Below are 17007 nucleotides of genomic sequence, written 5' to 3'. Positions count from 1 at the left end.
CCTCCGGGCTACGGCGCGTACCCCGGTCCGGCCGGAAACGCGGTGGGCCAGCTGCCAAAAGAGGCCTACACGTCCTGGCTGACCCGGGTGGGCGCGTACTTCATCGACGCCCTACCGATCCTGGTGCTCTACGGCATCCCGTCGGTGATCGCCAGTACCACGGCCGACAAGGAGTGCATCACCAGCGCGGACGGATTCGCCTGCACGGTCACGCCGTCGAGCACCGGCGCGGTGCTGATGTTCTTGGGCTGGGTGGCCGCGCTCGCCTACGGGATTTGGAACTTCGGCTATCGGCAGGGCACGACCGGATCGAGCATCGGTAAGTCGGTGCTGAAGTTCAAGGTGGTCTCCGAAGCCACCGGCCAGCCCATCGGGTTCGGGATGTCGATCGTGCGCCAGTTGGCACACATCATCGACGGGGCGGTCTTGTGCATCGGATACCTGTTCCCGCTGTGGGACGCCAAACGCCAGACGATCGCCGACAAGATCATGACCACCGTCTGCCTGCCGATCCGTTGAGCCAGGGCCAACCGCACAGCAATACGGGCCTGTCCACCACGGCGATCCACGCTGGATTCCGTCCGGACCCGGCAACCGGGGCCGTCAATGTGCCGATCTACGCCAGCAGCACCTTCGCCCAAGACGGCGTCGGCGGCCTGCGTGGCGGATACGAGTACGCGCGCACCGGCAATCCGACCCGGGCCGCACTCGAGACGGCACTGGCCGCGGTGGAGCGCGGCCGATTCGGCCGGGCGTTCGGTTCGGGGATGGCCGCCACGGACTGCGCGTTGCGCTCGATACTGCGCCCCGGCGATCACCTGATCATTCCCGACGACGCCTACGGGGGTACCTTCCGGCTGATCGACAAGGTCTTCACCCAGTGGGGTGTGGCGCACACCCCGGTGGCGCTCTCCGACCTGGACGCGGTCCGCGGGGCGCTCACCGACAAAACCAGGCTGATCTGGGTGGAGACCCCCACCAATCCACTGCTGTCGATCGCCGACATCGCGGGCATCGCGGCCATCGGCAAAGAAGCCGGCGCAAAGGTACTGGTGGACAACACCTTCGCCTCGCCCGCGCTGCAGCAGCCGCTGACGCTGGGCGCCGACGTGGTGTTGCATTCGACCACCAAATACATTGGCGGACACTCCGACGTGGTGGGCGGTGCGCTGGTCACCGATGACGAAGAGCTCGACGCTGCTTTCGCGTTCCTGCAGAACGGGGCAGGCGCGGTACCTGGTCCCTTTGATGCCTACCTGACTCTGCGCGGACTGAAGACCTTGGTGCTGCGGATGCAACGCCACAGCGAGAATGCCGCCGCGGTCGCCGAATTCCTCAACGGGCATCCCGCGGTGAGCAAGGTGCTCTACCCGGGGTTGCCGGAGCACCCCGGCCACGATGTCGCCGCGGCACAGATGCGCGGGTTCGGCGGCATGGTGTCGGTCCGGATGCGCGGTGGCCGAGCCGCCGCCGAGAAGCTGTGCGCCGGAACCAAGATCTTCATCCTGGCCGAGTCGTTGGGCGGGGTGGAGTCGCTGATCGAACTACCCGGCGCCATGACGCATGCGTCGACGGCGGGGTCGCAACTCGAGGTTCCCGACGACTTGGTGCGCCTGTCGGTAGGCATCGAGGACATCGACGACCTGATCGCCGACCTGAAGCAGGCGCTGGACTAAGCGACGAGCCCCCGCGACGGGGCCTCAGGAGTGGTAGGGCTCCGCGCTGACCAGGGTCACCTTGACGGTCTTGCCGCTGGGCACCGTGTAGCTGCGCTCCTCGTCCACCTTGGCGCCCAGCAGGGCGTGGCCCAGCGGCGAGTTCGGTGAATACACCTCGAGCTTGTCGTCGTTGACGCCCTCCTGGCGGGTGGCGATCAGGAAGGTCTCGGTGTCGGACTTGTCGCCGTCGTAGAAGACCGTGACCACCGAGCCCGGCAATGCCACGCCGGACTGGGTCGGAGCCTCGCCGACCTTGGCGTTGTTGAGCAACTCCTGCAGCTGCCGGATGCGGGCCTCCTGCTGGCCCTGCTCCTCACGTGCGGCGTGGTAGCCGCCGTTCTCGCGCAGGTCGCCTTCTTCGCGGCGGTCGTTGATCTCCGCGGCGATCACCGGACGGTTCGCGATCAGCTGGTCAAGCTCCGCCTTGAGCCGGTCGTGTGACTCCTGCGTCAACCAGGTCACCTGGGTGTCCGTCATCTCACTGTGCTCCTTGTGTCGTCGGATCCGGCGCCATGGGGCAGCGGGGGCGACATCGTTCTAATGCAGCAATACACGGTCCCAGCTGGAACCGTGTATCCGTACAGGGTACCACCGCGAGATCATGGTGACCGTAGGTAATCGGGGACGTCGCTGCCGCAACCGTAGACGTCGCCCATGACAGGTTGCTGGGAAGATTTCACCGTCGTCGTGACCTGTACGGTGGCCGACTCCGACGGTGGAATCAGCACTTCACGTCGACCGGTCTCGCTGCCGTCGCTGGATCGGACTCGCACGATGCAGGCCGCCGGGCTCGACGGGTCGGATCGCGTCACGCTGAACTTAACCGAGACGGTCTGGTCGTCGAGCACCTCGTAGCCGTACAGCTCGCCCTTGACCTCCGCGGTTGCGAAGCGCTGGTAGCCCACCACCGCGATGGCGGTGACGGTGGCGATTGCCAGAGCGCCCAGGGCGATCGCCAGCAACCGACGGGGCAGGGCACTGCCCTGGGTATCCCCGTATCGGGCCGGCTTGGAGTCGGTCATCGTGAGGTGTGTCCCATGGTTAACGGTGGAGTCGGGAGCGATTACCGCGCCCGCCGCAGGTGGTGTAACGATGGGGGCCGGAAACCATCTGGAACTATAGGCGTCCGGTCCGGGGTTCCGGCAGGAGGAACCTGGAGGGAACGGGGAATGTGCGCATGAGTGGACTGCGGTTGATGGCGGTGCACGCCCACCCCGACGACGAGTCCAGCAAGGGCGCGGCCACGCTGGCCCGCTACACCGCCGCTGGGCACCAGGTGATGGTGGTGACGCTGACCGGCGGCGAGCGCGGCGACATCCTCAACCCCGCGATGGACCTGCCCGACGTGCATGGTCGGATCGCCGAAGTCCGACGCGACGAGATGGCCAAGGCCGCCGAGATCCTTGGGGTGGAACACCACTGGCTGGGATTCATCGACTCCGGCTTGCCCAAGGGCGACCCGCTGCCGCCGCTGCCCGACGACTGCTTTGCACTGGTGCCGCTGGAGGTGTCCACCGAAGCCCTGGTGCGGGCGGTGCGCCAATTCCGCCCGCATGTGATGACCACGTACGACGAGAACGGCGGCTATCCGCACCCCGATCACATCCGGTGCCACCAGGTGTCAGTGGCCGCGTTCGAGGCCGCTGGCGACCACCGTCTTTATCCGCAGGCCGGTGCGCCCTGGTCGGTCTCCAAGCTCTACTACAACCACGGATTTCTGCGGCAACGGATGCAGCTGTTGCAGGACGAGTTCGCTCGCAACGGTGAGGTCGGCCCGTTTGCCAAATGGCTGGAACACTGGCAGCCCGACCATGACGTGTTCGCCGACCGGGTGACCACTCGTATCGAATGCGCCGACTACTTCAGCCAGCGTGACGACGCGCTGCGCGCGCACGCCACGCAGATCGACCCCAACGGCGACTTCTTCGCCGCGCCGATCGAGTGGCAACAGCGACTCTGGCCGACCGAGGAGTTCGAGCTGGCTCGGTCTCGGGTGCCGGTTACCCTGCCGGAGACGGACCTGTTCGCCGGGATCGAGGACAACGGATGAACCACGCTGTGCAGACCGTGCTGTGGATAGTGGCAGATGATGTGCCGCGCGATACCGGGCCGGATTTCGGCAAGGCCAGTCCATTCGGGCTGTTGGTCATCGTGCTACTGATGCTCGGCACGTTCGGGTTGGTGTGGTCGATGAACCGGCAACTCAAGAAGTTGCCGGAATCGTTCGACCCTGAGCACCCCGACGCTGATCAAGCTGCCGACGAGGGGACCGTCGGGTCCACTTCGTCTGGCGACTTCCCGGGCGACGACGGGCCGGGATCAGCGCCGTCGCAGTCGTAGCGCTAACAGCTCCGCAACGCCGGGTTTCGGGCACATGACTACCGGATTAACCTTTGCCCCTTCGGTTTTCGTCAGCATCGCGGCTGTCGCCGACCCTAGCGTTGCGTGAGATGATTGCCCTGACCACGGCTTGGGAGAAGGGTTGGCCATGCTCGCAGATCGCTCACCCGGGTTGGCGCTCTCGCCGATCATCTTCCTGGTGCTGCTGGTCGGCCTCATCAGGGTTCCGGCCGTGCACGCCGACGCGGTCGACACCACTTTCCTGGGCGCCCTGAACTCCAAGGGCATTGACTTCGCCAATGGGCAGTCCGCGGTCATGGCGGGTCATGAGGTCTGCGACGAGCTCGACGGCGGTCGGCAGAAGAACGACGTGGTGTCCGAGGTGATGCAGAGCAGCCGGCTCGATGACTATCACGCCGGCTTCTTCGTCGGGGTCAGCGTCAGCGCGTTTTGCCCGCGCCATCACGGCTAGTGCTGCTCAGCCCGCAGAGGGCGGCTTGGGCATGACCGGTCCCCGCAGCTCCAAACCGACTTCCAGGTCCTCGTACTTCTGCTGCTTGCGTTTACGCCAGCCGCTGCCCGCAGAATTCGATGGGGGCACCATCGGCGGCATGATCGGCGGGATGCCGGCGAACGTCGTGGACTGGCTTGCGGGCAGCGGTGCCGCCGACGACGCCAGCTGCACCGGCGCCTGGGTCGCGGCCAGAAATCCCGCCGCGGCGGGCGGCGCGGTCAGCGGGCCCACCTTCATCCCGACACCGATGGCGGCCGAAGGCATTTCGGACAGGCCCGCGGCGCCCAGCGCGCCCAGCCCCCCGAGCGGCATCGCCGGGATCAAGGCGGACTCGCCCTCGGCGAGGCCCTGCGCCATGGCGGAGTTGACGTTCTGCAACGCCTGGGCCGAGGTGTTCTGGGCAAGGTAGCTGAGCAGGTTGATCGGGAATCCGGATGATACGAACTGGTTGGCGTAGGTGTTCGCCAGGCCGGACCAACTGGCGTTGGGGTCGAACGCGCTCAGCGACGACTCCAAGGACGCCAAAGTCGAATCGGCAGAGGGGGTGCCGGTGGTCGCTGTCGCCGGCGTCGGTGAGCTGAACGAGGGCACCGCGGTGGCTTGCGCCGAGGCCGCCTGATAGCGGGTCATCGCGGCCGTGTTGTTCGTCCACATGCCCAGGTATTGGCTCTCGTTCTCCGCGAGGGCCGCAGAGTTGGTCCCGAACCGATTGGTCGCCAGCAGTTGTACGCGGCGAGTGCGGTTGGCCTGGATCGCCGAGGTCGGGGCCACCGCGGTGCGGACCGCTTCGAAGGCCGCTGCGGCGGACTGGATCGAGGCGGCGGTGCGTCGGCACTGCTGTGCCGTGGCGCGCAGCCACACCAGGTAGGGCTCGGCGGACCGCACCATTGCCGCCGCGGAACGGCCGCGCCATGAGTCCACTAACGACGACAGCGTGGCGAGATAATCGTCCGCGTATTCGTCCAGATGGGTGCCGAGCTGCCGCCACACGCCCGACGCCTCGATGAGGGATCTCGCGCCGGGACCGGTGTGGACCAGCGCGGAGGAGACCTCGGGGGGCGCGGTTACGGACTGCATACCCGTGGTGGTGGCTCGTTTAGGCGATCGCGCTGATGGCGGCCGAGAGGCGCGACTTGAACGCATCGGGGATGGGGACGTAGCCGTGGTCGGCCAGCTCGTGCTGGCCGTCGCCGATCGCACTCTGCAGGAAGGCGCGCACCGCGGTTCCGACCTGTGGGTCGGGATACTTCGAGCAGACGATCTCGTAGGTGGCCAGCACGATCGGGTAGGCGCCGGGCTGGTTGGGTCGATAGAAGGAGATGGTGTCCAGCGCCAGGTCATTGCCTTCGCGGATGAACCAGGCCGACGAAATGGTTTTGCCGACCGAGTCCTCGCTGATCGAGACCGGCTCCGGGCCGGCCGAGGTGATGACATTGGCCATGCCCAGGTGGTGGCTCTGGGCAAACGACCACTGGGTGTAGGTGATGGCCCCCTCCAGGTCGGCCGCGGCCGCGGCGACACCCTCGTTGCCGTGGGCGGCCCGGCCGGCGGCGCCGTTGAACGTTCGTCCGGCCCCCTTGCCCCAGGCGCCGGCGGACGCGGTGTCCAAGTAGCGCTGGAAGTTGTCGGTGGTCCCGGACGCGTCGCTGCGGGACACCACCCGAATCGGCAGGGCGGGCAGGTCGGCGCCGGTGTTGAGCGCGGCGATCGCGGGATCGTTCCAGGTGGTGATGGTGCCGTTGAAGATGTTGGCCGCGGTGGGGCCGTCCAGATTCAGCGAGGTCAGGCCACCCAGGCGGAACGCGATGGCGATCGGTCCGAAGACCATCGGCAGGTTCCATACCGGTGCGCCGCAGCGCTGCTGGGCGCGATCGTATTCACCCTTGCTCAGGGGCGAATCGGATCCACCGAAATCCGTTTGGTCGGACATGAATTCGTCAATGCCCGCACCGGATCCGTTCGCCTGGTAGGTCAGGCTCTGGCCGGGGCAGGCTCGGCTGAATGTCGCGACGAACCGCGACATCGCGTTGGCCTGAGCGGTTGATCCGCTGGCCTTCAGGTTCGGGTCTCCGCCACAGTCCACCCCGGACGCCGGAGCCTGTGCCGCGTGGCTCGGGGCCGTCGCGTCATGGCCCCCGCTGCACCCGGACAGCAGCGCGGCGCTCACGGCCAGCAAGCTCGGTACGGCACGTCGATTGATGTCAATCACATCCCTCGGGTCGTCTCATCGGCGAATGCTAGCAATGGTGCATACCCGCAACATTGTTGTTGTAGAGGTGAATTCAAAAATTCGGCAACCGTTCGCGATCTGGTCACCAGCCGGGCAGATAGCGTCTGCCTGCGGGTCTGGGGAGCTGCTGCTGGGGGCCGGGTTTAGCGTGGATGGATGGCCAACCGTCTCGCAGCGTCCGCCAGCCCCTACCTACGTCAACACGCCGACAACCCGGTGCACTGGTGGGAGTGGACGCCCGAGGCGCTGGCCGAGGCCGCCGCGCGCGACGTGCCCATCCTGCTGTCGGTCGGCTACGCGGCCTGCCACTGGTGTCACGTGATGGCGCACGGCTCGTTCGAGGACGCCGAAGTCGCCGCGGCGATGAACGCGGGCTTCGTGTGCATCAAGGTCGACCGGGAGGAGCGCCCGGATATCGATGCGATCTACATGACCGCCACCCAGGCGCTGACCGGGCGCGGCGGCTGGCCGATGACTTGTTTTCTGACCCCCGATGGCCGGCCGTTCTACTGCGGCACGTACTACCCCAAAGATGCTTTCCTGAACCTGCTTTCGGCGATCACTGCCACCTGGAACGAGCGCCGTGATGAAGTCGAGGAGGCTTCGGACAACATTGCCGCCGAGTTGCGCTCGATGGCCGCCGGACTGCCGGGCGAGGGCCCGCCGGTCGATGCGATGCTGTGCGACGCCGCGGTGGCCGCGGTGCTGCGTGACGAGGACATGGTCCATGGCGGATTCGGCGGTGCACCGAAATTCCCGCCGTCGGCAATGCTGGAAACCCTGCTGCGTCACCACGAAAGGACCGCGACCCGCCCGGCGCTCGATGCGGTGGCGCGCGCCGGTGCGGCGATGGCCCGCGGCGGGATCTACGACCAGCTTGCCGGCGGATTTGCCCGCTACAGCGTCGACAACGCCTGGGTGGTGCCGCATTTCGAGAAGATGCTGTACGACAACGCGTTGCTGCTGCGGGCCTACGCGCACTGGGCCAGGCGCACCGGCGACCCGCTGGCCACCCGGGTGGCCTCGGAGACGGCCCGATTCCTGCTGGAAGAGCTGTCCGACGGCGGCATGTTCATCTCGTCGCTGGACGCCGACGCCGACGGCCGGGAGGGTTTGACCTATGTGTGGACGCCCGAGCAGCTGACCGAGGTTCTCGGTGCCGACGACGGGGCTTGGGCGGCAGAGATTTTCGGGGTCACCTCGGGTGGCACCTTTGAATCCGGCGGTTCAGCGAGGCTCGACGGAGGAGAGGGGAAGCTGGGACCGCCGCATGGGCACGGCACGTCGGTTCTGCAGCTTTCGGTCGATCCCGACGATCAACAGCGCCTCGATCGGGTGCGGCAGCGGCTGCTGGCCGCTCGGCACACCCGTCCCCAGCCCGGGCGCGACGACAAGGTGGTCACCGCCTGGAACGGTATGGCGATCACCGCGTTGGCCGAAGCTGCTGTGGCGCTGGGAGATCCGTGCCTGACCGCCGCGGCGCGGGAGTGCGCCGGCACGCTGCTCGACCTGCACCTGGTGGACGGCCGGCTGCGGCGGGCCAGCCTGGGCGGCCGGGTGGGGGACAGCGCTGCGATCCGGGAGGATTACGGCGCGCTGGCCACCGGACTGCTCAGCCTGCACCAGCTCACCGGCGAGCAGAGCCTGCTCGAGGCGGCCACCGGCCTGCTGGACACCGCGCTGGCCCACTTCGCCGATCCAGGCTCACCCGGGCGCTGGTTCGACAGTGCCGACGACGCTGAAGCACTGATGCTGCGCCCCAGCGACCCGATGGACGGCGCCACCCCGTCGGGCGCGGCACTGATCACCGAAGCGCTGCTGACCGCGGCCCATCTGGTCGCCGCGGACCGCAGCGAGCGCTACCGCCAGGTCGCCGCCGACGCGCTGGCCGCGCACGCCGCGCTGCTGGAGCGTGCGCCCCGCGCGGTCGGGCACTGGCTCGGCATCGCCGAGGCCTACGTGCGAGGTCCGCTGCAGATCGCGGTGGCCTGCGACGGTCCGGACTCTGCGCTGTTGGAGCAGGCGCGCCGCCTGGCCCCTGGCGGGACGATCGTGGTCGGCGGGGCGGCCGACTCAGCCGAGCTGCTGATCGGGCGAAACCGGGTCAACGGGGCCGATGCCGCCTACGTCTGTCGGGGCCCGGTGTGCGACTTGCCGGTGCCAAGCGCGGCGGAGTTGGCCGCCGCCCTTGCAGTGCCCGCGAATCCGGCATCCGTGTAACGTGCGGCACATGACGAGCGCACCGGACAAGGCACAGGCCATCACCGAGACCGTCCACCGCTACATCGAGTTGGTCGGCGGCGGCGACGCCGATGCACTGGTCGGGCTCTACGCGGCTGACGCCACCCTGGAGGACCCGGTCGGCGGCGAGGTGCACATCGGTCACCAGGCCATCCGCAACTTCTACTCGGCCATCACCGGACTGGACCGGAAGAGCGAGCTGATCACGCTGCGGGTCGCCGGCAACGAGGCGGCATTCCACTTCGCGCTGACCATCACCAACGGCGATCACCGGATGCGCATCGAGCCGATCGACGTGATGGTGTTCGACGGCGAGGGCAAGATCGCCGGGATGAAGGCCTACTGGTCAGCGGAGAACATCACCCAGCTGTAGGCCCGTTCGACACGCTTTAGTGCAGCACCGCGAACCAGATCGCGATGTACTGGCAGATTGCGGCCACGGCGGTGCAGGCGTGGAAGAACTCGTGGTAGCCGAACGTCGCCGGCCATGGATCCGGCCATTTCAGCGCGTACATGATCGCGCCGACGCTGTAGAGCATGCCACCGACGGCCAGCAGCACCATCGCCGCGACGCCGGCGTTGTGCAGGATCGTCGCGATGAAAAACGCTGACACCCAACCCAACAGCAAGTAGAGCGGCACCCCGACCCATTTGGGCGCGGTCGGCCAGCACAGCTTGAGCACCACGCCGGCCAGCGCGCCACCCCACACGATCGTCATTACCAGTCGTTCCTGGGCGCTGTGGTCCATCGCCAGCAGCGCGAACGGAGTGTAGGTGCCGGCGATGAAGATGAAGATCATCGCGTGGTCGAGCCGCTTCATCCGCATCCGGGCGGCGACCGTCTTCCAGGTGATCCGGTGATAGGTCGCGCTGACCGCGAACATGCCCACCACCGAGATGGTGTAAGCCAATGTCGCCAGACCGGCCTCGAGCCCGGCCGTCGACCAGGCCACCGCGGTCAAGGTGACCCCGGCGACGACGGCAACGATGGCCGAGACCAAGTGAATCCACCCGCGTGCCCGCGGCTTGGTGTGCGGCACGGTGAGGTCTGCCGGCAGATCGTTCGGATTCGGCTCGGCGATGGTGTCGGTGTGGGTGCTCATGGACCTTCCTGACTCCACGGATCCCGGACTGCTCACGATCACAGTAGTCTGGGTTTTTGTGGCAATCATCCCAGCGCGCTTGAAAGAGCCGCTGTACCGGATCTATGAGCTGCGGCTGCGGCAGGGCCTGGCGGCGTCGCGGTCGAACCTGCCGCGCCACATCGCCGTTCTCTGCGACGGCAACCGGCGGTGGGCGCGCGATGCCGGCTACGAAGACGTTAGCTACGGCTACCGGATGGGCGCGGCCAAGATTGCCGAGATGCTGCGCTGGTGCGCCGACGCGGGCATCGAGATGGCCACCGTCTATCTGCTGTCCACCGAGAACCTGCAGCGTGACCCCGCTGAACTGGCCGCGCTCATCGAGATCATCACCGACGTGGTGGAGGAGATCTGCGCGCCGGCAAACCGGTGGAGTGTGCGGACCGTTGGGGATCTGGAACTGTTGGGCGAAGAGCCCGCCCGTCGGCTGCGTGAGGCCGTAGAAAGCACAGTAAGTACGGCTGACCCCGATCACGGGGCCTCGCGCCTGCACGTCAACGTCGCGGTGGCCTACGGCGGCCGCCAGGAGATCGTCGACGCGGTACGCGGCCTGCTCGGCAAGCAGCTGGCCAACGGCGCCACGGCCGAGGAACTCGTCGACGCGGTGACCGTCGAGGGCATCTCGGAGAACCTCTACACCTCGGGCCAGCCCGACCCGGACCTGGTGATCCGCACCTCCGGGGAGCAGCGACTGTCCGGGTTCCTGTTGTGGCAGAGCGCCTACTCGGAGATGTGGTTCACCGAGGCGCACTGGCCGGCGTTCCGTCGGGTCGACTTCCTGCGAGCGCTGCGCGACTACAGCGTGCGGCACCGGAGATTCGGGCGGTAGCGAGCCGTGATCGTGTTGTCGGCACTGGTCTTCACCCTGAGTTGGTGGCTCGGGATGTACCTGCTGGCCCGCGACCCGCGCAAACCGGTACTGGCGCTCGCCGCGGTCGGCCTGTGCGGCTTCGCCGCCGTAGTGGCCGCCGACGCGGTCCGCGCCGTGTGGCATCCGGTGCTGCTCGGACGGGTAGAGATTTACCTGGCGGTGCTGCCCGGGGTGGCCTGGTTCGCGGTGCTGCTGGAGTTGTCCAGGCCCTGTGACCGCTGGACCGGTCGGGCGCGCGACGTGGCGTTCATCGGCGGGGGGGGGGGCGGCGGACGTGGGCCGGCAGCGTCGAAGGCCCGCCGCGGGCCGGACACTGGCTGCTGTTCGCGGTGGTCTCGGTGTCCACGTTGGCAGCGATGGTCAAGGCGCTGATCCGGCCCGCGCAGCCCGGTTCGGCGCTCGGCGTGGCCGCCGTCGCGACGTTGTTCTTCGCCCTGGCCAACGCGATCCTGATCATCCCGCTGGGTGTGGTGCCCAGCGGGATCGCGCTGGCCAGCACTGGCGTCGACGTACTTCTGCTGGGCCTGGCAGTGGCGCTGTGGGATGCCTTCGACGAGGGGCAGGCGCTGCGGCTGGACATGCTGAGGTCGTTTCTTGCCTGCGTCGCGATGGCGGCGTTGCTGGGTGGGCAGGTGCTGATCGGGTTGTGGTTGACCCGAACCGAAACCGTGGCGCAGACCGCCCTTACGGTGCTGCTGTTCACCACGATCGCGGTCGGGGTCGAGGTCCAGGTGTTCGTCGACCGGCTGGCCGGACTCTGGGATCGGCTGGCGTTTTGGCGTCGCCCGGCGTTGCGCGCCGACCGAGCCGTGCTGCGCGGCACCGAGGCGGCGCTGGCCCTGCGCTCGACCGGCCCACTCGATGATCTCGACGAGGAGACCTTCGTCCGGCTGACCCGCCGGGCGTTGGGGCACTACGGTGACCTGTCGAAGCTCGTCGCCAGCCCCCTGACCGCGTTGCCGGTCATCGACGAACGGTTGGCCGCCCGCGGCGCGCCCGATGCGCCGCTGGAACGAGCCAACGAACTCAAAGCCCTGCTGGCCGACCGGATCGCCGCGCTCAAGCCGCGCGACTGCGGCGAGTTCGGCACCACCGAACAATGGCGTCATTACAACGCCCTCTACTTCCCCTACGTGGTCGGCGTGCGTGCCTACGCGCAGAACGCCACCGCGGCCGGGCTGGACCCCACCGCCCGGCAGGCCTGGCAGTGGCTGGTCACCGAGGTGCCGCAGCGTTCGCTGCACAACTGGCAGAACGCCGGGGCCCGGGTGATCGCCGCCGATCTGCGGGGCCGGATGACGGTGGCACCGGCTCTCTGACCTGCGCGTGGCAGTGCTTGGCAGTGCTACGGGTCGATGTGGCAGCGGTTGCGCCGCAAGGTCGATGGTATTCGCACCACACTCGAAGGGAGTTCCCTCATGACCGCTATCACCACTCCGGTCCTGTCCGACTCGACCGACTCGCTGTTGCGCTTCGCCCTGCGCGCCGACGCCGCCGTCACCGGAACCATCGGGCTGGCCGGCGTGTTCGCCGCCCGCCCCATGGCAGCCCTGGAAGGCCTCACCGTGGCCCACGAATATGCCGTGGCCGCGTTCTGCATCCTCTACGGCGTCGTGGTCTATTTCCTGTCCGCGCTTCCGGACCTGCGCCGCGCCGGTATCGGTGTGATCGCGGCCAATGTGGCCTGCACTGTCGCCGCTGTTGTGGCGGTCGAGGCCGGCATCTTTCCGCTGACCGGAATCGGCGTGGTCGCAATGCTGGCGAGCGCGGTCTACACGGCGTTCTTCGCGCTGATGCAGTACCGCGGGCTGCGCCGCCTGGGCTGAGACGCAGCCCACTCGACGTGTCGCCGCGGCCGTCACCGTCTACAGTTCTCTCCCATGAAGTGGCGGCTGGCGGCGATGACGCTGATCCCCGGAACTCTGCTCTATGCCGCCGCGCCGGCGCAGGCCGATGACAAGAGCTACCTCAGTTACCTGGAATCGCACGGCTTCAAGTACCAGAACAGTCCCGGGCTGACCACCCCGTCCGGCGCGGTGCAATTCGGCAAGATCATCTGCGAGAACCTGCGCAAGGGTCGCCCGGCCAAGGACCGGTTCGGCACCAAGGTTGCCGATGGTGTCACCAAGGTGATGATCGACGGGGCGCAACGCGAAATGTGCCCGGACACGTTGGCGGCCGCCGCCAACCCGACGCCGGCGCCGGCGGTGCCGCCGCCGGGTGCCGGCGAACCGACGCCGGGGCCTGAGGTGCCGCCGCCGGGCTTAGTGAGCTATCAGAGCTTGCGCAGCCGCAGCCTGTTGATGGAGTGATCGGCGTCCTTGCGCAGCACCAGGGTCGCTCGCGGCCGGGTGGGCAGGATGTTCTCAATCAGGTTGGGCCGGTTGATCGAGCGCCAGATGTCGCGCGCGGCGGCCACCGCCTGCTGGTCGTTCAGGCCCGCATAGTGGTGGAAATGCGAATCGGGGTTGGCGAACGAGGTGGAGCGCATCGCCAGGAAGCGCGAGACATACCAGTGCTCGATGTCTTCCACCCGGGCGTCGACGTACAGCGAGAAGTCGAACAGGTCGGAGATCATCAGCGTCGGCCCGGTCTGCAGGACGTTCAGGCCTTCGAGGATCAAGATGTCCGGGTGGCGGACCACCTGCTTGGCGCTGGGAACGATGTCGTAGCTCATGTGTGAGTACACCGGCGCACACACGTAGTCCGCGCCGGACTTCACCGAGGTGACAAACCGCATCAGCGCGCGGCGGTTGTAGCTTTCCGGGAACCCTTTGCGGTGCATCAAGTTCCGGCGAGTCAACTCATGATTGGGGTAGAGAAACCCGTCGGTGGTGACCAGGTCCACCCGCGGGTGGTGATCCCAACGGGCCAACAGTGCCTGAAGCACACGGGCCGTGGTCGACTTACCGACCGCCACGCTGCCGGCCACTCCGATGATGAACGGCACCGGCCGGTCCGGACTTTGGTCGTTCTGGGCCCCCAGGAATTCCGCAGTGGCCGCGAAGAGCTGCTGGCGGGCGGCGACCTGCAGGTGCAACAGACGCGCGAGCGGCAGGTAGACCTCTTCGACCTCCAACAGGTCGACCTGCTCGCCGAGGCCGCGCAGTGCCACGACTTCTTCTTCGGTGAGCGGCATCGGCGTCGACATACGCAGTGTCCGCCATTGACGTCGGTCGAACTCCACGTAGGGAGTCGGCTCGCTAAGCCGCCGCATGACCGTACAGTCTTGCAGTAGCCGCGACGGTTAGCCTGATCGGGTATGGAGCCCGCCGCATTGATCCGTGAATACCTGTTGCTCGGTTTGCGCTTTGACCGCATCGAGCAGGGTTACGTCGACGCCTTCACCGGCGATCCGGCGCTGCAGCGACTCGTCGAGAACGAGCCGCTGCCCAACCCGGCCGACTTGGCTCGTCAGGCCGAGAAACTGGTCGCGGCGCTGCCGGGCGGTCTCGATTCGGCCCGAGCTGAGTACCTGCGGGTGCACTTGCGGGCATTGGCGTGCGCGGGGCGCAAGTTCGCCGGTGAGCAGGTCGGCTTCGTCGATGAGGTGCGCGACTACTTCGACGTTGACATCGTCAAGGGCGACACCGACCGCTATCGCCAAGCCCATGCCCGGCTGGACGAAGCACTGGGGGGTACCGGTCCGCTGGCCGAGCGGATGGCCGAGTACCGGCGGGCCGAGGAGATTCCACCGGAGCGACTGGAAGCGGCCATCCACGCGTTCTCCTCGGCACTGCGTGACCGGGTGCGGGTGGACTTCCCGCTGCCGGAGGCCGAGACCATCACCTACGAGGTGGTCACCGACAAGCCGTGGTCGGGGTTCAACTACTACCGCGGCGATTACCGCTCCACGGTGGCGGTCAACGCCGATCTCAAACAGCTGATGTCGAATCTGCCGCGACTGGTGGCCCACGAGTCCTACCCGGGTCATCACACCGAGCACTGCCGCAAGGAGGCCGGGCTGGTCGAAAAGCTCGGCCAGGCCGAGCAGACCATTTTCCTGGTCAACACCCCGCAGTGCCTGATGGCCGAGGGCCTGGCCGACTTGGCGCTGTATGCCGCGGTCGGGCCGGGCTGGGGCGGCTGGGCCGCCGAGATCTACGCCGACCTGGGCTTGCAGTTCAACGGTGAGCGGGCCGAAGCGGTGTCCGAGGCCGCCGCGGCGCTGGCCGACGTCCGGCAGGACGCGGCGCTGATGCTGCACGACGAACATCGCGACGCCGACGAGGTGGCCGAATACCTGCGCCGCTGGCTGCTGGTCACCGATGACCGGGCCCGCCAGAGCCTGCGGTTCCTGTCCTCGCCGCTGTGGCGGGCCTACACCTCGACCTATGTGGAGGGCTATCGGCTGCTGCGCGGTTGGCTGGACGCCGCGCCGCCCGGGGTGAGTCTCACCGAGCGGTTCCGGCGGCTGCTCGACGAACCGTTGACCCCGTCGCGGCTACGGGCCGACTGAGGTCCCACGGGCCGGGCCGGCCGGGTGAGTGTGCGGTTTTACACACCGGACCTCGTGATTTGCGGATAAATCCGCACAGTCGGCGCAACGGGGGCGATCGCTGGCCTGCGGCAATCGAGTGGAGGTCCGCGTGCCAAACTGGAGGGCGTGACTGCCGCACCGAACGCCCGCCCCGCATCCACCATGTCGACCCCGCTGGCCGAACTCGACCCCGACATCGCCGAGCTGCTGGGCAAGGAACTGGGGCGCCAGCGCGACACGCTGGAGATGATCGCCTCGGAGAACTTCGTGCCGCGGGCCGTACTGCAGGCGCACGGCAGCGTGCTGACCAACAAGTACGCCGAGGGCCTGCCGGGACGGCGCTACTACGGCGGGTGCGAGCACGTCGACGTAGTGGAGAACATCGCCCGCGACCGCGCCAAGGAGCTGTTCGGCGCCGAGTTCGCCAACGTCCAGCCGCACTCGGGTGCGCAGGCCAACGCTGCGGTGCTGCAGGCGCTGATGGAGCCCGGCGACCGGCTGTTGGGCCTGGACCTGGCCAACGGGGGACACCTGACCCACGGCATGCGGCTGAACTTCTCCGGCAAGCTCTACGAGAACGCCTTCTACGGCGTCGACCCGGTCACCCACCGCGTCGACATGGATGTCGTGCGGGCCCAGGCGCTGGAGTTCAAGCCGAAGGTGATCATCGCCGGCTGGTCGGCTTACCCGCGCATCCTGGACTTTGAAGCCTTCGCGTCCATCGCCGACGAGGTCGATGCGACGCTGTGGGTGGACATGGCGCACTTCGCCGGGCTGGTGGCCGCTGGACTGCACCCCTCGCCGGTGCCGCACGCCCAGGTGGTGTCGACCACGGTGCACAAGACGCTCGGCGGCCCGCGGTCCGGTCTGATCGTCGGCAAGAAAGAGTTCGCCAAGCAGATCAACTCGGCGGTCTTCCCGGGCCAGCAGGGTGGTCCGCTGATGCACGTGATCGCCGCCAAGGCTGTCGCGCTGAAGATCGCCGGCACGGCCGAGTTCGCCGAGCGTCAGCAGCGGGTGCTCTCTGGCGCGAAGATCCTCGCCGAGCGGCTGCTGGCCGCCGACGTGGCCAAGGCCGGCGTCTCGGTGGTCAGTGGCGGTACCGACGTGCACCTGGTGCTCGTCGACCTGCGGGACTCGCCGCTGGACGGCCAGATGGCCGAGGACCTGCTGCACGAGGTCGGTATCACCGTCAACCGCAACGCGGTCCCGAACGACCCGCGACCGCCGATGGTCACCTCGGGGCTTCGGGTGGGCACCCCGGCGCTGGCCGCCCGTGGTTTCGGCGACGCCGAGTTCACCGAGGTCGCCGATGTCATCGCCACCGCGCTGGCTGCGGGCTCGGGCGCTGACGTGTCGGCGTTGCGGGCCCGGGTCGTCAAGCTGGCGCAGGACTTCCCGCTGTACGAGGGCCTGGAGGACTGGAAGCTCGCCTGATAAGTGGACACGCGGTACCCCGAGTTGACAGGAT

The 17007-nt window shown here is 67.8% G+C and carries 18 protein-coding genes and 1 pseudogene; 13 read left to right on the top strand and 6 right to left on the bottom strand.

Going from position 1 to position 17007, the window contains the following annotated elements:
* Nucleotides 1-519: RDD family protein (locus BN4346_RS42125; RefSeq protein ID WP_067975830.1), on the top strand; the 519-nt coding region annotated here is incomplete at its 5' end.
* Nucleotides 516-1676, top strand: coding sequence for a cystathionine gamma-synthase (locus tag BN4346_RS42120; RefSeq protein ID WP_067975758.1), 1161 nt, complete (start codon nt 516-518; stop codon nt 1674-1676). The genes BN4346_RS42125 and BN4346_RS42120, both read left to right, overlap by 4 nt.
* A 24-nt stretch (nt 1677-1700) precedes the next feature.
* On the opposite strand, the gene greA is transcribed toward BN4346_RS42120, so the two are convergent.
* Nucleotides 1701-2195, bottom strand: a complete 495-nt coding sequence (gene greA, locus BN4346_RS42115) for a transcription elongation factor GreA (RefSeq protein ID WP_067975754.1) — start codon at nt 2193-2195, stop codon at nt 1701-1703.
* A 122-nt stretch (nt 2196-2317) separates the two neighbouring features.
* Nucleotides 2318-2740: a DUF4307 domain-containing protein gene (locus BN4346_RS42110; protein WP_067975751.1), complete on the bottom strand. Its 423-nt coding sequence runs from the start codon at nt 2738-2740 to the stop codon at nt 2318-2320.
* Nucleotides 2741-2895: 155 nt separating this feature from the next.
* Between BN4346_RS42110 and mca the strand changes: the two genes are divergently transcribed.
* The 3 genes from mca (at nt 2896) to BN4346_RS42095 (ending at nt 4530) form a co-directional block, all read left to right on the top strand.
* Nucleotides 2896-3768 carry a mycothiol conjugate amidase Mca gene (mca, locus tag BN4346_RS42105; RefSeq protein ID WP_067975749.1) on the top strand — a complete coding sequence of 291 codons (873 nt, stop codon included), beginning with the start codon at nt 2896-2898 and terminating at the stop codon, nt 3766-3768.
* Nucleotides 3765-4058 carry a hypothetical protein gene (locus BN4346_RS42100; RefSeq protein WP_067975746.1) on the top strand — a complete coding sequence of 98 codons (294 nt, stop codon included), beginning with the start codon at nt 3765-3767 and terminating at the stop codon, nt 4056-4058. The genes mca and BN4346_RS42100 overlap by 4 nt, the downstream gene beginning before the upstream one ends.
* A 148-nt stretch (nt 4059-4206) precedes the next feature.
* Nucleotides 4207-4530, top strand: a complete 324-nt coding sequence (locus BN4346_RS42095) for a DUF732 domain-containing protein (RefSeq protein WP_067975743.1) — start codon at nt 4207-4209, stop codon at nt 4528-4530.
* Between the two features lie 6 nt (nt 4531-4536).
* Here BN4346_RS42095 and BN4346_RS42090 read toward each other — a convergent pair whose 3' ends face one another.
* Nucleotides 4537-5649 carry a PPE family protein gene (locus BN4346_RS42090; RefSeq protein ID WP_067975741.1) on the bottom strand — a complete coding sequence of 371 codons (1113 nt, stop codon included), beginning with the start codon at nt 5647-5649 and terminating at the stop codon, nt 4537-4539.
* 19 nt (nt 5650-5668) lie between these two features.
* Nucleotides 5669-6778, bottom strand: a complete 1110-nt coding sequence (gene pstS / locus BN4346_RS42085) for a phosphate ABC transporter substrate-binding protein PstS (RefSeq protein ID WP_067975826.1) — start codon at nt 6776-6778, stop codon at nt 5669-5671.
* Nucleotides 6779-6958: 180 nt separating this feature from the next.
* On the opposite strand from pstS, the gene BN4346_RS42080 reads away from it, so the two are divergent.
* Both BN4346_RS42080 and BN4346_RS42075 read left to right on the top strand, forming a co-directional pair.
* Nucleotides 6959-9022 (top strand): thioredoxin domain-containing protein, encoded by a 2064-nt coding sequence (locus BN4346_RS42080; protein ID WP_067975739.1) that lies wholly within the window; start codon nt 6959-6961, stop codon nt 9020-9022.
* 10 nt (nt 9023-9032) lie between these two features.
* On the top strand, nt 9033-9416 hold the full coding sequence (locus BN4346_RS42075; protein WP_067975823.1) for a nuclear transport factor 2 family protein: 384 nt from the start codon (nt 9033-9035) through the stop codon (nt 9414-9416).
* Nucleotides 9417-9432: 16 nt separating this feature from the next.
* Here the strand turns inward: BN4346_RS42075 and trhA are convergent, their stop codons facing one another.
* Nucleotides 9433-10146 carry a PAQR family membrane homeostasis protein TrhA gene (gene trhA, locus BN4346_RS42070; protein WP_067975736.1) on the bottom strand — a complete coding sequence of 238 codons (714 nt, stop codon included), beginning with the start codon at nt 10144-10146 and terminating at the stop codon, nt 9433-9435.
* 58 nt (nt 10147-10204) lie between these two features.
* On the opposite strand from trhA, the gene BN4346_RS42065 reads away from it, so the two are divergent.
* The 4 genes and pseudogenes from BN4346_RS42065 to BN4346_RS42050 all read left to right on the top strand — a co-directional run bounded on the left by BN4346_RS42065 (nt 10205) and on the right by BN4346_RS42050 (nt 13368).
* Complete coding sequence (locus tag BN4346_RS42065; protein ID WP_067975821.1) at nt 10205-11014, top strand: (2Z,6E)-farnesyl diphosphate synthase; 810 nt, start codon at nt 10205-10207, stop codon at nt 11012-11014.
* A 6-nt stretch (nt 11015-11020) separates the two neighbouring features.
* Nucleotides 11021-12375, top strand: a pseudogene (locus BN4346_RS42060) (hypothetical protein).
* A gap of 99 nt (nt 12376-12474) precedes the next feature.
* A complete protein-coding gene (locus BN4346_RS42055; RefSeq protein ID WP_067975733.1) occupies nt 12475-12882 on the top strand; it encodes a hypothetical protein in 408 nt (135 codons plus the stop codon).
* 54 nt (nt 12883-12936) lie between these two features.
* A complete protein-coding gene (locus BN4346_RS42050) occupies nt 12937-13368 on the top strand; it encodes a DUF732 domain-containing protein (protein ID WP_067975731.1) in 432 nt (143 codons plus the stop codon).
* Here the strand turns inward: BN4346_RS42050 and coaA are convergent.
* On the bottom strand, nt 13332-14273 hold the full coding sequence (coaA, locus tag BN4346_RS42045; RefSeq protein ID WP_067975728.1) for a type I pantothenate kinase: 942 nt from the start codon (nt 14271-14273) through the stop codon (nt 13332-13334). The two genes, BN4346_RS42050 and coaA, sit on opposite strands and share 37 nt — an antisense overlap.
* 45 nt (nt 14274-14318) lie before the next feature.
* Here coaA and BN4346_RS42040 point away from each other — a divergent pair, with 45 nt between their 5' ends.
* Nucleotides 14319-15515 (top strand): hypothetical protein, encoded by a 1197-nt coding sequence (locus BN4346_RS42040; protein WP_067975727.1) that lies wholly within the window; start codon nt 14319-14321, stop codon nt 15513-15515.
* A 183-nt stretch (nt 15516-15698) separates the two neighbouring features.
* A complete protein-coding gene (gene glyA / locus BN4346_RS42035) occupies nt 15699-16973 on the top strand; it encodes a serine hydroxymethyltransferase (protein WP_067975724.1) in 1275 nt (424 codons plus the stop codon).
* Nucleotides 16974-17007: the final 34 nt, after the last annotated feature.

This window comes from Mycolicibacter icosiumassiliensis (assembly GCF_900078685.2).
Taxonomy (GTDB): Bacteria; Actinomycetota; Actinomycetes; order Mycobacteriales; family Mycobacteriaceae; genus Mycobacterium; species Mycobacterium icosiumassiliensis.
The sequence above is the reverse complement of the archived record's forward strand: the minus strand, read 5'-3'. Positions and strand labels throughout refer to the sequence as shown.

Bases quoted from the DNA above. Each gene is read 5' to 3' on its own strand.
- greA (WP_067975754.1), bottom strand. From the start codon at position 2,195: ATGACGGACACCCAGGTGACCTGGTTGACGCAGGAGTCACACGACCGG.
- BN4346_RS42110 (WP_067975751.1), bottom strand. From the start codon at position 2,740: ATGACCGACTCCAAGCCGGCCCGATACGGGGATACCCAGGGCAGTGCC.
- mca (WP_067975749.1), top strand. From the start codon at position 2,896: ATGAGTGGACTGCGGTTGATGGCGGTGCACGCCCACCCCGACGACGAG.
- BN4346_RS42100 (WP_067975746.1), top strand. From the start codon at position 3,765: ATGAACCACGCTGTGCAGACCGTGCTGTGGATAGTGGCAGATGATGTG.
- BN4346_RS42095 (WP_067975743.1), top strand. From the start codon at position 4,207: ATGCTCGCAGATCGCTCACCCGGGTTGGCGCTCTCGCCGATCATCTTC.
- BN4346_RS42090 (WP_067975741.1), bottom strand. From the start codon at position 5,649: ATGCAGTCCGTAACCGCGCCCCCCGAGGTCTCCTCCGCGCTGGTCCAC.
- BN4346_RS42080 (WP_067975739.1), top strand. From the start codon at position 6,959: ATGGCCAACCGTCTCGCAGCGTCCGCCAGCCCCTACCTACGTCAACAC.
- BN4346_RS42075 (WP_067975823.1), top strand. From the start codon at position 9,033: ATGACGAGCGCACCGGACAAGGCACAGGCCATCACCGAGACCGTCCAC.
- trhA (WP_067975736.1), bottom strand. From the start codon at position 10,146: ATGAGCACCCACACCGACACCATCGCCGAGCCGAATCCGAACGATCTG.
- BN4346_RS42055 (WP_067975733.1), top strand. From the start codon at position 12,475: ATGACCGCTATCACCACTCCGGTCCTGTCCGACTCGACCGACTCGCTG.
- BN4346_RS42050 (WP_067975731.1), top strand. From the start codon at position 12,937: ATGAAGTGGCGGCTGGCGGCGATGACGCTGATCCCCGGAACTCTGCTC.
- coaA (WP_067975728.1), bottom strand. From the start codon at position 14,273: ATGCGGCGGCTTAGCGAGCCGACTCCCTACGTGGAGTTCGACCGACGT.
- BN4346_RS42040 (WP_067975727.1), top strand. From the start codon at position 14,319: ATGGAGCCCGCCGCATTGATCCGTGAATACCTGTTGCTCGGTTTGCGC.
- glyA (WP_067975724.1), top strand. From the start codon at position 15,699: ATGTCGACCCCGCTGGCCGAACTCGACCCCGACATCGCCGAGCTGCTG.